Annotated in this window: 15 protein-coding genes; 5 read left to right on the forward strand and 10 right to left on the reverse strand. The window is 46.4% G+C overall.

Annotated elements, in window-relative coordinates; all coding sequences use genetic code 11:
• Nucleotides 1-1,664 precede the first annotated feature (1,664 nt).
• Nucleotides 1,665-2,213: a Crp/Fnr family transcriptional regulator gene (locus NCN05_RS00540; protein WP_250396897.1), complete on the forward strand. Its 549-nt coding sequence runs from the start codon at nucleotides 1,665-1,667 to the stop codon at nucleotides 2,211-2,213.
• Between the two features lie 882 nt (nucleotides 2,214-3,095).
• Nucleotides 3,096-3,605, forward strand: coding sequence for a flavodoxin FldA (gene fldA, locus NCN05_RS00545; protein ID WP_250396898.1), 510 nt, complete (start codon nucleotides 3,096-3,098; stop codon nucleotides 3,603-3,605).
• Nucleotides 3,606-3,650: 45 nt separating this feature from the next.
• Here fldA and NCN05_RS00550 read toward each other — a convergent pair whose 3' ends face one another.
• The 5 genes from NCN05_RS00550 to NCN05_RS00570 all read right to left on the reverse strand — a co-directional run bounded on the left by NCN05_RS00550 (nucleotide 3,651) and on the right by NCN05_RS00570 (nucleotide 8,189).
• Nucleotides 3,651-4,610, reverse strand: coding sequence for an NAD(P)/FAD-dependent oxidoreductase (locus NCN05_RS00550; RefSeq protein WP_250396572.1), 960 nt, complete (start codon nucleotides 4,608-4,610; stop codon nucleotides 3,651-3,653).
• The gene (locus NCN05_RS00555; RefSeq protein ID WP_250396573.1) at nucleotides 4,607-5,374 is read right to left on the reverse strand and encodes an alpha/beta fold hydrolase; all 768 of its coding nucleotides are present in this window, start codon (nucleotides 5,372-5,374) and stop codon (nucleotides 4,607-4,609) included. Before NCN05_RS00555 ends, NCN05_RS00550 begins: the two co-directional genes overlap by 4 nt.
• Before the next feature lie 331 nt (nucleotides 5,375-5,705).
• Complete coding sequence (locus NCN05_RS00560; RefSeq protein WP_250396574.1) at nucleotides 5,706-5,999, reverse strand: 2Fe-2S iron-sulfur cluster-binding protein; 294 nt, start codon at nucleotides 5,997-5,999, stop codon at nucleotides 5,706-5,708.
• Nucleotides 6,000-6,455: 456 nt separating this feature from the next.
• The gene (locus tag NCN05_RS00565) at nucleotides 6,456-7,040 is read right to left on the reverse strand and encodes a ferritin (protein WP_250396575.1); all 585 of its coding nucleotides are present in this window, start codon (nucleotides 7,038-7,040) and stop codon (nucleotides 6,456-6,458) included.
• 144 nt (nucleotides 7,041-7,184) lie between these two features.
• A complete protein-coding gene (locus NCN05_RS00570) occupies nucleotides 7,185-8,189 on the reverse strand; it encodes an extracellular solute-binding protein (protein WP_250396576.1) in 1,005 nt (334 codons plus the stop codon).
• Nucleotides 8,190-8,303: 114 nt separating this feature from the next.
• On the opposite strand from NCN05_RS00570, the gene NCN05_RS00575 reads away from it, so the two are divergent.
• The gene (locus NCN05_RS00575) at nucleotides 8,304-8,972 is read left to right on the forward strand and encodes a Fe2+-dependent dioxygenase (RefSeq protein ID WP_250396577.1); all 669 of its coding nucleotides are present in this window, start codon (nucleotides 8,304-8,306) and stop codon (nucleotides 8,970-8,972) included.
• Nucleotides 8,973-9,051: 79 nt separating this feature from the next.
• Nucleotides 9,052-9,276, forward strand: coding sequence for a hypothetical protein (locus tag NCN05_RS00580; protein WP_250396899.1), 225 nt, complete (start codon nucleotides 9,052-9,054; stop codon nucleotides 9,274-9,276).
• A 103-nt stretch (nucleotides 9,277-9,379) separates the two neighbouring features.
• Here the strand turns inward: NCN05_RS00580 and NCN05_RS00585 are convergent, their stop codons facing one another.
• Both NCN05_RS00585 and NCN05_RS00590 read right to left on the reverse strand, forming a co-directional pair.
• Nucleotides 9,380-10,909, reverse strand: a complete 1,530-nt coding sequence (locus NCN05_RS00585) for an iron uptake porin (RefSeq protein WP_250396578.1) — start codon at nucleotides 10,907-10,909, stop codon at nucleotides 9,380-9,382.
• A gap of 388 nt (nucleotides 10,910-11,297) precedes the next feature.
• A complete protein-coding gene (locus NCN05_RS00590; RefSeq protein WP_250396579.1) occupies nucleotides 11,298-11,873 on the reverse strand; it encodes a helix-turn-helix domain-containing protein in 576 nt (191 codons plus the stop codon).
• A gap of 681 nt (nucleotides 11,874-12,554) precedes the next feature.
• Here NCN05_RS00590 and NCN05_RS00595 point away from each other — a divergent pair.
• Nucleotides 12,555-12,725 carry a metallothionein gene (locus tag NCN05_RS00595; protein ID WP_250396580.1) on the forward strand — a complete coding sequence of 57 codons (171 nt, stop codon included), beginning with the start codon at nucleotides 12,555-12,557 and terminating at the stop codon, nucleotides 12,723-12,725.
• Nucleotides 12,726-12,727: 2 nt separating this feature from the next.
• On the opposite strand, the gene NCN05_RS00600 is transcribed toward NCN05_RS00595, so the two are convergent.
• The 3 genes from NCN05_RS00600 to NCN05_RS00610 are packed head-to-tail and all read right to left on the reverse strand — an operon-like array spanning nucleotide 12,728 to nucleotide 13,492.
• A complete protein-coding gene (locus NCN05_RS00600) occupies nucleotides 12,728-13,012 on the reverse strand; it encodes a hypothetical protein (RefSeq protein ID WP_250396581.1) in 285 nt (94 codons plus the stop codon).
• Nucleotides 13,009-13,176 carry a DUF3721 domain-containing protein gene (locus NCN05_RS00605; protein WP_350223274.1) on the reverse strand — a complete coding sequence of 56 codons (168 nt, stop codon included), beginning with the start codon at nucleotides 13,174-13,176 and terminating at the stop codon, nucleotides 13,009-13,011. Before NCN05_RS00605 ends, NCN05_RS00600 begins: the two co-directional genes overlap by 4 nt.
• 58 nt (nucleotides 13,177-13,234) lie before the next feature.
• The gene (locus NCN05_RS00610; protein WP_250396583.1) at nucleotides 13,235-13,492 is read right to left on the reverse strand and encodes a hypothetical protein; all 258 of its coding nucleotides are present in this window, start codon (nucleotides 13,490-13,492) and stop codon (nucleotides 13,235-13,237) included.
• Between the last annotated feature and the right edge of the window lie 12 nt (nucleotides 13,493-13,504).

Raw genomic sequence — 13,504 nt, forward strand, 5'->3', positions numbered from 1 at the left:
AGTCATCGGATGAAGGTGCCTCGCGAGAACCTTCAAATGCATATTGGCTGGGTTTTCTCACACTGCGAGTACAAACCATCTAATTCCACCCGTCAAATGAATCGATGATTGGTTTTCTTCGCGTCTGTGCCTTTGGTCTCGCCCCCTGTTCACTCATTGGAGACGAGTCAGTGGTGTGAAAAGCGTGAGATAGCTCTGGATACAACCCTTCAAGCAGATGTTAAACATTGATTTGTTTGACTATTTTCAATCCATTTCACGGCCCACGCCAGATGATGTTAGTACACCCGTCAAATCAGCATTGATATTTTTGGAATGAAATAACGCTGATCTGACTCCCCGCATCGTCAGAGAGGGAGTCAGTGGTGTTATCAGCGCCCAATGGTCATGCAGTGGCCATTGGATGGAGGTGGGCCTCCAAAATCACAATCTCACCGTCCATGGCTACTGACTGCTCTTAAGAGCGTTTGGCAGGGATCAAATGAGCCTCGCCAACGTCCACAACTGTTCACCAAAACACTGGACGAGCTGCTGGCCCAGGTTGAGTTAGAGGGCCTAGAGCTTTAATCCGGTTGTCCACGTGCAAAGGTGAAAACAGCAAAAGTTTTCCGGCAACTAGCCCTGCTGTGACGACAATCGCTGCGACCACTTCCAGCAACTCTGAGATTTTGTTTTGCGAGTTCAAGTCACCCATCAAACGCTGAACTGACTCCCCGCTCGCCAGAGAGGGAGTCAGGTCGCTCCAGCGCCCAATGGCAAGGGTTAAAGCCATTGGATGGAGGTTTGGGGACTCCTTAGACACAATCACTCCTGTTGGGAATAAGACGCGATACAGATGAGTCGGTGGCAATGGCTAAATGAGTCACCCGAATGTTGTCGCAAGCCAAATCCCTGATCGAGCTGCCCGCTTGTGAAGAGCATTCAGACCCTTAACAAGCGCCCAATGGTCAATGGAGGAACCACTTAATGGGGGACTCGAGGTTCCTTGAAAAATGATTTTACCTGTGATGGGCTGATCGCTGTGTTGATGAGGAGATGGTGGCGACCCTCCGAGAGGTGGGAAGGTAGCGGTTGGAGACCCCACCCACCCCGCTTTTCTAAGGCAATCCAGTAGTGGGTATGGGTTGGTTCGTTGATGGGATTGACAAGTGTGCTGTTCATACACCTGATGACTCTCGAATAGCCAAGTGGTGGCTCTCCTTCGTGGACCCCAGCAGCATCAGCCGTTCCTTGACTTGCTTTTACCTGTACCGTCCAAATGCTGAGCTTTTTCCCATTGCAGCAGCCGGGGGAGGCTGATCACAACAAAAGCTGCGTTCCTTGTGTTTTGACAAGGAAATACAGCGCAAACGCTCAATAAGAACGCCTCAGCGTTGTAAGCGATCCACCGGTCACTCAGTTGGCGAGGTGTACTAGGCCATATCCACATCGAGCCGATGCTTCGAATTCAGGGCGATGCTCAGCTGCTCCGCTCACTTCTTCTGAGTACGGATGGAGTTGGCCTGCAGCGTATTGAGAGAGAATCTCAATTGGAGGGGCTTATTGAGAATGACTTGCAATATCGACAAGGAGTCTGTACTGTTGCGAGTAATTCTCAATCGCGATAGTTCGTGACGACGTCTGCCTACCGTTTCTTGCCGGATGATCCAGCGGCACCTTTGTCGATGCCTAGGCTTCAAACCGTCCTGCTGGACCCTGCCGGTCGAGACCAGGCAACCGTTCTGGAAGTGTTGGAGGGTGTCTGCCGGGTGTATTGCCCTTGTGAGGAAACCGAGGGAATGACCTTGGCTTTTTTGCAGTCAGGCGACAGGCTTCGCACTGATCGCATGTGCAGTGACGGGGCCTGTGTTGAGGCACTCACGGCGCTTAAGTTTCGTCGTGACTCCGTCTCCGCGGACGAATTCGGCATTGACGCAGTCAATGAGTGGACCTTGCAGCTCCTAAGAGTTCGTCATCTGGGTCAGGCAGAACAGCGGCTTCACGCTCTTCTGGCCCTCCTGGTCAACCGGCTTGGACTTCGTTGCAGCGATGCCTATCAGCTTCCCTTCCGTCTTACCCATGATCGTTTTGGTGAGTTGATTGGTGCTACTCGGGTGACCACAACCCGTCTTCTCTCGAAATGGCGTCAAGCCGACATGATCGCCATGTCGGCTGGTGATGTCACGATGCGCATTGCACCTGACCTCATCAATTCTTCACCACTCCAATTTTGAAGATCGTGAATTCCTTTGGTGTTCTTGGCGATCTCTGCAGAGAGGCTGAGTGGATGCGGATGCGAATTCAATGTGCGAGTCGTTCAATACAGCATTGTCAGCATCCTCATCTTAAAGACCGCCTCGTTGCAGAAATATCTTTTTACCGTACGAGATGCTTGGCTATGAAAGACTCTTTGGCTGTGATTAGTCATTCTCTTGATTCTCAATCCACACAGAAATGTTTGTTGGAAGAATTACTGTCTCGTTGCCTGTTAACAGCTCAACTCACATATCGACTTTCTTGAACTAATTCTCTAGCGCTTCTAGGCTACCTTAACGGTTGTCCAGTCGAATATTTATTGCTTAGAGTGTACGTAGTTTGGAAAATTTTTTGCTATTCAACGTTGCACATCTTTTGATGATCTTGTTGATTGTTAGCTTTATTCTCAAAAAAAGAATCGAATGAGGATTTCTTTTGATTAATTTTCCGAGAGGTTATCATTCTTGCTTTTATTTGCTTTAATGCAGTATTGCTTAAGATCGAGTCAATAGAATCATTTGACTGACCGCCGTTCAAAGAATTAATTAAAGTTTGGCATTGGTCTTTAGTGTTCGACATGCTTGTTGGATCAGCCATACTCGAAGAATTCATTGACCACATTGAACAGGATGACTTGGTTCGTCTCCGTTGGCTCAAACGTATCCGTGAGACAGGATTTGATCAAGCATTATCGGAGTATCGTGAATCTTTGAATCGTCTTAGACAGTCTTAGATAAGAATTTGTTTGGCAGAACGAGGTGGATGAGGTGTCTGGATGTAACTGATTTCACCTGCAGTTGAAACAAGCGTTAATTCGGGTGAGCGATGATTTGCGATTCTTTATTGGTGATTTCTTTCGCATGACTTTCACTATTTTCTTTGCCACATCTACTGGTAAAACTGAGGATGTGGCTGATCGACTCAAGGAGCTTCTTCCTGGAACAGAAGCGAAGGATGTTGATAACATCGACTCAATTGATGAGTTGGTTGCAGCTGAGTCGTTAATTTGTTGTGTTCCAACCTGGAATACAGGCGCTGATGAAGCACGGTCAGGAACAGCCTGGGATGATTTGGTTCAGGAAATTCCAGACAAGGATTTTGCCGGTAAATCAGTTGCAATCGTAGGTCTTGGTGACTCCTCCGGTTATTCGGATTTTTTCTGTGATGCCATGGAGGAACTGTATACGGCTTTTCTTCAATCTGGTGCCAAGTTGATTGGTAAGGTTTCCACAGAAGGGTATACCTATGATGACTCAAAGAGCATTATTGATGGTAAGTTCTGCGGACTTGCAATCGATGAAGACAATGAGTCGGAATTGACAGATCAACGTTTACAGGCCTGGGTTCAGCAAATAAACTCTGAGGCCTAAACGTAATTTATTACTGAACTGTAGGCGCCCGAGAGGGCGCTTTTTTTATCGATGTACCCAATCCACGCGGACGTCCTTCCGTTTATTCAAATACTTGTCAATTGCCATCGCTGCAATGCATCCATCAGAGCAAGCAACAACAGCCTGTTTAAAGGGTGTATTGCGGATATCGCCGATTGCCCAGACTCCTTCGAGATTTGTCATCATGTCGCTGTTTACTCGAACTCCACCATTTGGGTTGACCGGTACCTGTTCTTGTAGATAATCGGTGATGGGCAGAGAACCTGTGGAGTAGACGAAAGCACCTTGAACTTGGATTATCTGCTCTTCACGATCTCCAGATGATTGAACTTTGATAGCATTTACTCCCTGGTCATCTCCTTGTATGGAGGTGAGCCTAGTGCGCTTCCAGTGCTTCACATTTTTAGAATTGAGAAGGATTTCTACTGCTGGAGAATTTGCATTTGGTTTATTATTGGTAATCCAATGTACTGTTGATGCAAATTTTGTGAGTACAAGAGCTTCATCAATGGCTTCATGATTTGATCCATAGACAGCTACTTCTTGGTTTTTGTAAAAAGCTCCGTCACAAGTTGCACAATAACTGACCCCTTTGCCAAGAAATTCGTCCTCACCGGGAAGTGTTGATGCTCTACCCATTGCACCTGTTGCAAGAACCAATGTTTTGCTTACAAATGTTCCCTCTGGTGTATATACAGTCTTCTCTGAATCAGTCATGCTGATTCCATAAACTTGAGCCTGCTTGTATTCCGCTCCATAGTTAATTGCTTGAACTCTCATTGTTTTTAATAATTCCTCACCTGATGTGTCTCCTTCCACACCCGGATAGTTTGCAATTTTGTGAGTGATAGCAAGTGCACCAACGGCTGGATTTTTGTCAAGGATAATTGTCGATAGATTTGACCTTGCTGTATACAATGCACAAGAACAACCCGCTGGTCCTCCACCAATGATGATGACGTCAAAGGTATTAATTTGATTCATGAGTTGGTTTTGCTAATACTTAGATTTTTGCAGCTATTAGGGACTTGGTTCTGATGTTGTTCAGGTACCATCCTGACAAATGATTCGATCATTTTTGCAGTTTGACTCCACTCTGTAAATGGGAAGAAATGGCGTCCGTTAGAAATTTTTTGGTAGCAGTCTCCAGGTTTTAGGCAGTGTCTCCATCTGATATCACTCTGTTCATCAACAACAAAGTCTTTTTCACCATTAATCACCAGTATTGGAACCTCAGCTTTGTTTAGATTCGTGATTGGTTGGCTATTGACAATAGATCCATACACTAAATCATTATCCAAACATTTTGCTAACAGTCGCGCCATAATATTGACAACTTTTTCAGTTTTCATATCGACCATTAGTCGGCTTAGATGGCTTAAAATATGAAATCTTGAGCAGGGTAATTGGCTCCGCATACTCTGATAATGACTAGTCCATTGACTTGTCGAGCGAGTATCTACTGATAGTACGGAAACTGATGATATGTTTTTGGGATATTTTTGAGCAAATAAATATGCAATTGTACCGCTTATACCGTGGCCTACAAGATGAACTGGATTTGAAGAGTTTTCTATTGTGTGCCTCATTAGGCTGTGGACGACTTCAACATCACATGATTCATCAAGATCATGCTCGAATGACCATCTTTTGACTTCAAAATGTTGACCCAAGCTTTGCGCTGTTCGCTTGAAAAGGCAATACAGTGATGGCTGGAGATCAATCCAAAGTATCTGACTGGTGCTCATCTGATTTTATTTTTCTTATTTTCCGATGCTTTTGATTGTGTTTTCTCTCAGAGAAGACGACTGGCTGTATTCTTTATCACATCCAGGCTGATCAAGCTTTCACCTTTGATTTAGAAGAAAGCACAACCTTTCCGTGCCTTACTTGTTCTTTGATCCTTTTAATCAATTTTTTTTCGATTGGATCGGCCTTTGATTCGTAACTCAGCATGTTCTGATAGGTTCTGTCGCTTATTTTGTTGAAACAGGATGCATTTAGATACTGATCAACCAAACTAATCTCGCTCTCCCTAAGTACTTTCATTCTGAGATGATCTTATCGTTCTATCTATTGTCACCAAAGCTCTTCTTCGCAATCAGTCTTTACGATCAAATCTGATGTTGCATAAGCTACGCATAGAAGTGAATAGCCGTCTTGTATTTGTTCATCATCCAGAAAACTTTGATCAGATTGATCAACTGTTCCTTCGATGATCTTCCCTACACATGTGCTGCATGCTCCAGCTCTGCATGAATAACTCATATCAATTCCAGCCTGCTCTGCTGCCTCTAGAACGTATTCATCATCAGGACATTCGAAGTGTTTGACTCCATCAGGCATCCTTAGTTCGACCTTGAATGAGGTCATCACTCCAATTAAAATCATACAATAACTTCAATTATTCTCCTCTGCTCGTATATGTATCTCGCTTGAGCATCATTGGCTACGTCTTAGATTGATGTTAGCTATAAACCAGTCTTGCTTTTATGATGTTGGCAGGCAACATTCAATTGTTTTTTGATTGATTCGCGTGTTTTAATTTATATCACCTCTCAAATAAAGGGCTTATATCATGAATTCAAGCTCAACATCAAGAGTTTCGCACTATTTAGGGTCTCCTAATGGTTGGCGTAAAAAACGACTGAAGATTGCAATGGCATTAAGAGGCCAAGGCTGGTCGCATCGGCTTATTTCTGAATACCTGGAAGTATCGCCTAAATCGTTAATGCGGGATATAAAATGTTTCGTTATCGACCCACAAGGGCTAAATATGTGACATCAGAAAGTTGATGTGTGTTAATCAACTTTCTGGTCGTGAGTGAATTAACCCTGAAGAGATGCAGGTTTGTTATTACCTTGGTCTAGCTCGTTGTCGATGAGCAATAAAGCCGCTGCTTGATTATCTGCAAACTTCACCCGTCCTAGAAGGTGCGCAAATTCGTGTTCTGACTGGGTTTGCATTTCCACCATCGGGTCGAGAAACACCGTTGTACGCGTATCGCTCACTCTCTCTGCCATTGAGTACAGCTGTTGCAACGAAGCTGTGACGTCAACCTCCATTTGAAATGCGGTTGCCATCACATCTGCAGGGGATGCCCAGTTCTGCAAGGGAGCATCGACCACTTGTAGTGCAACGCTTTGCCCTCGAGCAATGATGTATTCCGCGAATTTTGCAGCATGCTCATGCTCGCTGTTGGATTCGTCTCGGAAGAATCGAGAAAATCCCCTCAACTCTCGTTCAGCAAACCAGATTGCTGCAGCGAAATAAGAGGCATGGGCTTGCCTCTCCATGTTGAGGTGGGCTTGGATCGAGCTTAGAAGATCAGAGTCAATTGCTTCTGCAATTGCACGACCTGATGGTCCGCAAGCGATAGATGAAGCGGAGATCGAATTGTTTGTGCTCAGCATTTTTTACCTGTTGATGTCCAAATGATACGCACATGCAAGTCAAATTGCTCGCAAGGTGTGTTATTTGCACCAAGTTAAATGAGAGTCATTATCAAAAGCATCTGAAATCTTAAATTTCTTTAGACGATTGTTGAGCTCTTTAGTTCAACGCCAACCAGCATCTGCCATCACTTTGATTGCGGTTTTCTGAGTTGCGCCTAAAGCACTAATAGAAATATTGTCTGGGGTAAATTTTCCAAATGCTTTTAATTCTTTCGATGTACCAAGATTTTTCAGTGGATATTCGAAGGTTGGGCCTGCAATGAGTCGACTACCTTTTGGTGACGAAATGAACTCAATAAATTGAATTGCCTCTGCTTTGTTTTTTGCTGACATCGCAACTCCTGCGGCACTGATGTTCACATGGGCTGGATTTGGCATGACTAATTTGATATTGGATGTCACTTTCTTATCACTTTTGCCACTTGCTCCTGCCTGCATTCGTGCAAGATAGTAATGATTGACAAGGCCCACCCCGCATTTGCCTTGTCCAACCGCACGAATCAGTGATACATCACCACCGAAATACGGCTGGCTTACATTTTTGATCATCCCTTTGACCCAAGTTGAGGCTGCGCTTTGACCCTTCGCTATGATTTGATCGGCTACAAGTGATTGGTTGTAGACGTTTTTCCTTTTGCGCAAACAGAGTTTTCCTTTTAGACCTGGATTGGCAAGATCGGAATAAGTCTTAATCGTATTTGGATCAACGACATTGGCATTTACAATAATAGCTCTGACGCGCCTTGTGAAACCAAACCATCGATCGGATGGATCCCGATACCGTGAAGGAACATTCAATTGGAGTTGTTTCGAGGATACCGATTGCAGAAGACCAGCTTGTGCCGCATTGTTAATCCTTGCTGCATCAACCAATAGAATCACATCGGCGTTTGAATTTTTACCCTCTCGTTTAAGACGTTCAACTAGTGATATCCCTGTGGCCTCGATCAGTCTGACTTTGATCCCAGTTTCCTCACTGAATTGTTTGTAGGCAGCACGATCAGTGTTGTAATGCCGGCCTGAGTACACCCTTACTTCCTTTGCTTCCACTGAAGGGAGGGCAGCAAATGGTGCCACCAGACTCAGCGCTGCAACGAACCTGCGCATGCTTACAGACATAATTACATCTATAATAGGCCAGTGATTCTGGTTCTCAGCTGTTTTTGACGGTCCGTTTCGTAGCATTTGTCAAGCGCTTTTACTCCTGAGATACCTTGAACGATGGACTTCCTGACGCATTCTCTTTTGCCTCTTACTGAAGTTCGTGACTTTCAGCTGCGCCTTAGTGCTCCCAACCTTCCCTGGCGAGATGGTCGATTGACCGCAGGTGATCAAGCTGCATTGGTGAAGAATAATCATCAGCTCGATCCGAATGCTGAGCTCACACTTGCGATTATCAATTGTATTTCTACAGCATTAACGAGTGACCCCTTGGTCAAAAGTTTTTCACTTGTTCGTAAAGTCCATAGTTTGTTGGTTTCTAGATCAAGTGCTGGAGAATCTTATGGATGGCATGTTGATAATCCTTTCTCCCGCCATGGTCGTCGGGATTTGTCTTTCACCTGCTTTCTCAGTGATGAAGATTCCTATGAGGGCGGATCATTAATGATCCAAACTGGTGGTGAGGACACGAAGGAATTTCGCTTGCCACCTGGTCAAGTTGTTCTCTATCCTTCTTCCACACTTCATTGTGTTACACCGGTTTTGAGCGGCGAGCGTTATGTATGTGTCGGCTGGATTGAGAGTTATGTCAAGGCAGCTGACGACCGCTCAATGTTATTCAGTTTAGATGCTGGAGCCCGGGGTTTGTTAGCTCGCCATGGACGATCGGATGAACTTGATCTGATTTTTCAAAGTTATACGAATGCTGTTCGACGCCTGTCGAGCTGATATGTAGCTTTTGATAGCTTCTTTCTGATTTTTTTTGTGAGGCTCTTGCTTACAATTGGACTAGTTGAGCTTTATTCAAATGCCAAAGCCCTCTGCCATCTCAGTCTTTGTTGCCGCGACGTCTCTTCTCGTTGCATCTGCCTCTTCCGTTCATGCACAAAGCTCTGGCGGTCTTAAGGAATGGACTACAGATCAGGATGTTAATGATGAAAGCGTATTAGATGCTGATGCAGCTGCTTTAAAGAAAAAGGCAGAGCAGGAAGATATTTGTGTTCCTATTGGAGAGGGCGAGAACTGCTGGTGATACTGGCTTTTTATTTTTAGTGGGGGGGGCTCTGAAAGTCCCTTCCTTTTTATGCAAAAAAAAAGCGCCCCTTGGGGGCGCTTTTGTTGTAATCGCTGAAGGCTCAGAACTTGAAGGTGGTTTTGACCAATCCACCAAGGCGGTTTGAACCATCAACAGACGCTGCACCATCAGCATCTTCTATCCAGAAGATTGCAGGAGTCACAGTGATGTTGTTTGATACCTGGTAATCATAGTAAGCCTCGATGGCGAAGTTTTCGTCATCGGGATCACTGTCACCCTTCATTTCTGTTGCATAGCTTGAGTAGGAGCCGAAGGCCACACCCAGCTTGTTGCCATCAATGAAGGCATTTTTCCAGTTCAGACCAACCATCCATCCGAAGCTTTCCTCAACTTGACCATCGGCTTCAGCATCATTGAATCCGAAATCAACACCTGCGCTGATTGTAGGAATCAGGCCTGTCTCTTCTGGAGACCAATAACCACGAATGCCAAATGCATTCAATGCAGCGTCATCCTTATTAACAGCGGGAGTTGAGTACCCCTCCGCAGGATCGGAACCATCCTCACCTTGTTTGTGGGCGTACAGACCTGAGATGTACCACTTCCTGTTTCCATAACCGATTTGGCTCAGGAACAGGCCGTCGGTGTCTTTACCGAACAGACCTTTCTTAGAGTCAGAGTCTGCACCCTCGTTTCCGTCAGCTACGTAGCTGATGGCAGCATTCCAAGCTGCTTCTCCAGGAGCGACATTTTGTCGCCATTGGATACCAGCACCCTGACCAGTACTGGCGCCCATTGTGATGCCATAACCACCAAGCTTGAAGGCCTTGAGGATTGGCTTGTATCGAGTAGGTGTCTCCACCATGTAGTAATTCTCGACTAATGCGCCTACCGTGACCTTGAACTCGTCACCCACAGGGAATGTATACCAAAGTTTATCAACTTTGAGTGCACTCGATCCTGACTTCGCGTCTGATAGGTAAGAGTTGTCTTGTGTCCATACATTGGACATGTTTCCCGTACGAATACGGGTGTACAGAAGATCCTTACCGGTGAACGTTGTGTTCAGATTTAGGGTGTAGCGATACGAGAACGTAGTTGCGTCATCTACGCACTCATCCGTCTTGGCTGCATTGCAGTCATCCCGATCCTCATAGGAGACAGCACCAATGAAGAAATCGGCTTGACCCTTCAGCTTGGTGGTGGTGGAGAACTGGGTTGCTTCCAGTTCGCCAACGCGGGCCTCGAGTCCGTCAACGCGACCCTTGAGGATTGCCAGCTCGGTCTCGAATTCAGCGATCAAGCGCTTGAGCTCGTCGGTCACTTCGGTGACGCGATCGAGGCAGGCGTTCAGCAGGGCAGCCGCTTCGTAGCGGGTCATGGCCCGGTTGCCACGGAAGGTGCCGTTGGGGTAACCGGCGACGCAGCCGTAGGTCTCCACCAGGTTGGCCAGAGCCTGATAGGCCCAGTCGGTGGGGTAGACGTCAGAGAACTGGGTGACGCTGGTGACCTGATCAGCGGAAGCCGCGTAATCAGAAACGCCGTTGATGTTCAGCTCGGCGGCATTAGCGCCGGTGGCCAGAAGGCCAAGGGCGGCAGGAGCCACCAGCAGTTGCTGGAAAAGCTTCATTGAATTCCTCACACAGGAAGGCCCGATTTGGGCAAACATATATTGTTGCTCTGCTGTGTCGCCTGCTACTCGTTTACTTCAATTAAAAGTAGCTTTCTATACATCCTAGGGTTTATTTGATACGGGTATTGCCTTTTTCCTTAATGGAAGCAACCGCTTTTATGCTTTGGGTATGCCCTGACTCGGACCAGATGACTCGCGATTTTGTGCCTTTTGTCACTCCCCGTGTCTAGATCCATTTCCGCTAGTAACGGTATTGTTGAACGAAACGTTTTTTAGGGTCTTGGCCGAGTCTTCCGAAAACCGACTTGCAGTAAATAAGAAAAAGGGTTGCAAGAAATCCAAGTGCTCCAAGTGGAAGGGTGGAACATGTCGTTGCGGGCGTTAGTTAATCCACAGGTAAAATAATCTGTTCCTTTAGTTCATCAATATAAATTTGTTGGGACTTCCTAAGACTGCCAATCGTTCTTGATACGGTTGATCTCGTAGATCCAATTATTTCAGCGATGCGTGCATGAGGGAGTGTGTGCTCGAGCAGTAGCCCTTCTGGAGTTCTTTTTCCTAGTCTTGTTATCAGTAATCTAAAAAATTTCATTAGTCTGTTTTCTAGATTTGTCTCGTTCCTCACTATATGCAGTTGAATGATCCATTCCATAATTGCATCGCTTGTGTCGGATCCTTTTTTGCCTATTGATTCAACTACGTAAGTTGTGTCTGTTATGGCTTCTATTGTGATTTCTAGGTCTTCTGGGTAATGGAATTTGAAAGCATCTGCTCTGCATGCAAAAGCTAAAGTTATGTCTTTTGCATTGTTCGATTGGTTGCCCGCAATCCTTATAACTCCACTCTTTACTGTTATTTCTATATTTTCTCCAGCTTGAGGCTTTTTCAGGTGGACTGTTTCGTACGAATTTAAGGATATGGGCCTCCCTCTGTTTTTTCGATGCTGGTGCTCAGTGTTCATTGATGTACTTGCTTGTGCTTTTTGCTACACCAGGTTGTGCTTAATTTTCCTGATGAAATCTTTTTGCTATTTATGAATTGGTATTCTAAGGTTTCGTGCGTATTTAATGTCCCTTATAGCACGATGTAGCTTTTTGGTGTTGTCTCTCCTTGTGATATTTGCTTTCTTCGAAGTAAGATATGACACATTGCGCCGCCGCGATAAAGAAGTTGTGTCTGTTAATGCCCGACCCAAAGTGTTTCTTCGGGCTTAGCATTCTGGAGTGACTCCATGTGCTCTTCTGTTAAGGCCTGTGCCTCTTTGTCGTGACCTGTGAGTGAAAGGTGGGACGCTCTTTGATAGCACCATGCATTGATTTCGCGAAGCGTCTTGCTTCTCAGTTGACTATTTTTGTTCATTTGCTTTGAGTTGCTGCTCTCGTTATTTTTCTGCTCCCTGATTGCTTTGTGGCGGATTTAGTTGCTTTCGCCTGTGCTATTTGGTCTGTTGCGCTGTGATTGTTGGCATTTCTTGTGACTGTGCTTTTTTGTTGTTGTTGCTGGAAGTGGCTCTTTGCTTGTCGATCGCTCAGTAATGTGAGAATCATTATCAATTTTTCCACATGAATTGTGTGTGGAAATGGTGTGTTTCTTCTGTGGTCATCTTTTTTAGGCCTATACAACAGTTGGTTGATTTGTTGTGATGGCTCCTGCTACTCCCTGTGCCTGTTCGCGTTGCACCTGTGAGGTGCAGGCGTCCCAGGTTGTTGTTCGCGATGGTCAGAGTTTCTGTTCAGAGGCCTGTGCCATCGGCCATCCCAACCACGAGCCTTGCCATGGCAGTGGATCCTGCGGCTGCACTTGCGCTGATTGATCTCAACTCCCTTTTGTGCGGGCTGGCCTGAGCAGCATCGTCAGCCCAGACACGGTCACAACAATGGTGAGGGTTCCCAGCAGGATTGGGTACACGGGCTGGAGATTGAGCCAGCCGAACTGTCCTGTGTGCAGCTTGAGCAGCCAGAAGGCATCAATGTTCTGCTCCAGCAGCAGGCTGTAGAGGGAGCCGGTTCCTGCGGTGATCAGCAGTGGTGCTGCGGCGATCGGCACCAGCCAGCGATGAATGCGCCGTGCCTGCCGGCTGTTTGTTCTGGAGGTTTTCATTGCTTGCGCAGCTTTTGGTGGAGTTCCCGTTCATCAGCGCAAGGCATCCAGCGTCCGTTGTTCTCATGAACGCTGTTGCAACCGATCTCAGCTGCCCGCTGCCGGGCTTCGGCTTCGGTGCCATAGAGCCCCTTGCCGTGGGCCATTCCTGGCGTTGTGTTCATCAACAGGGCCAAAACCCCGAGGCTGAAAGCCAATAAAGGTTGGATGGCGCTCATCGGTTTAGAAGCCTTCGCAATGTTCGACGGCTTTGAGGTAATTCATCTTGCCGGCAGCTGTGCCTCCCTTGGGATTGATGCCGACCCGCATGGCGATCTGTACGTCGATGCAGCGGTTGTAGCGATGGGTTTTGACGGCTTGCGGGATCAGCAGAACCGTGATGCTGAGCAAGCTGAGACTGCTGACGGCTGCCAGTACGGGGTAGGTGTGGGCCCGCACCATCTCGCGAGCTGTGAGCTTTTGATGGTTGTGGTCGACCATGTGTCGCTTGTG

This window comes from Synechococcus sp. MU1651 (genome assembly GCF_023630635.1).
Classification (GTDB): Bacteria; Cyanobacteriota; Cyanobacteriia; order PCC-6307; family Cyanobiaceae; genus Parasynechococcus.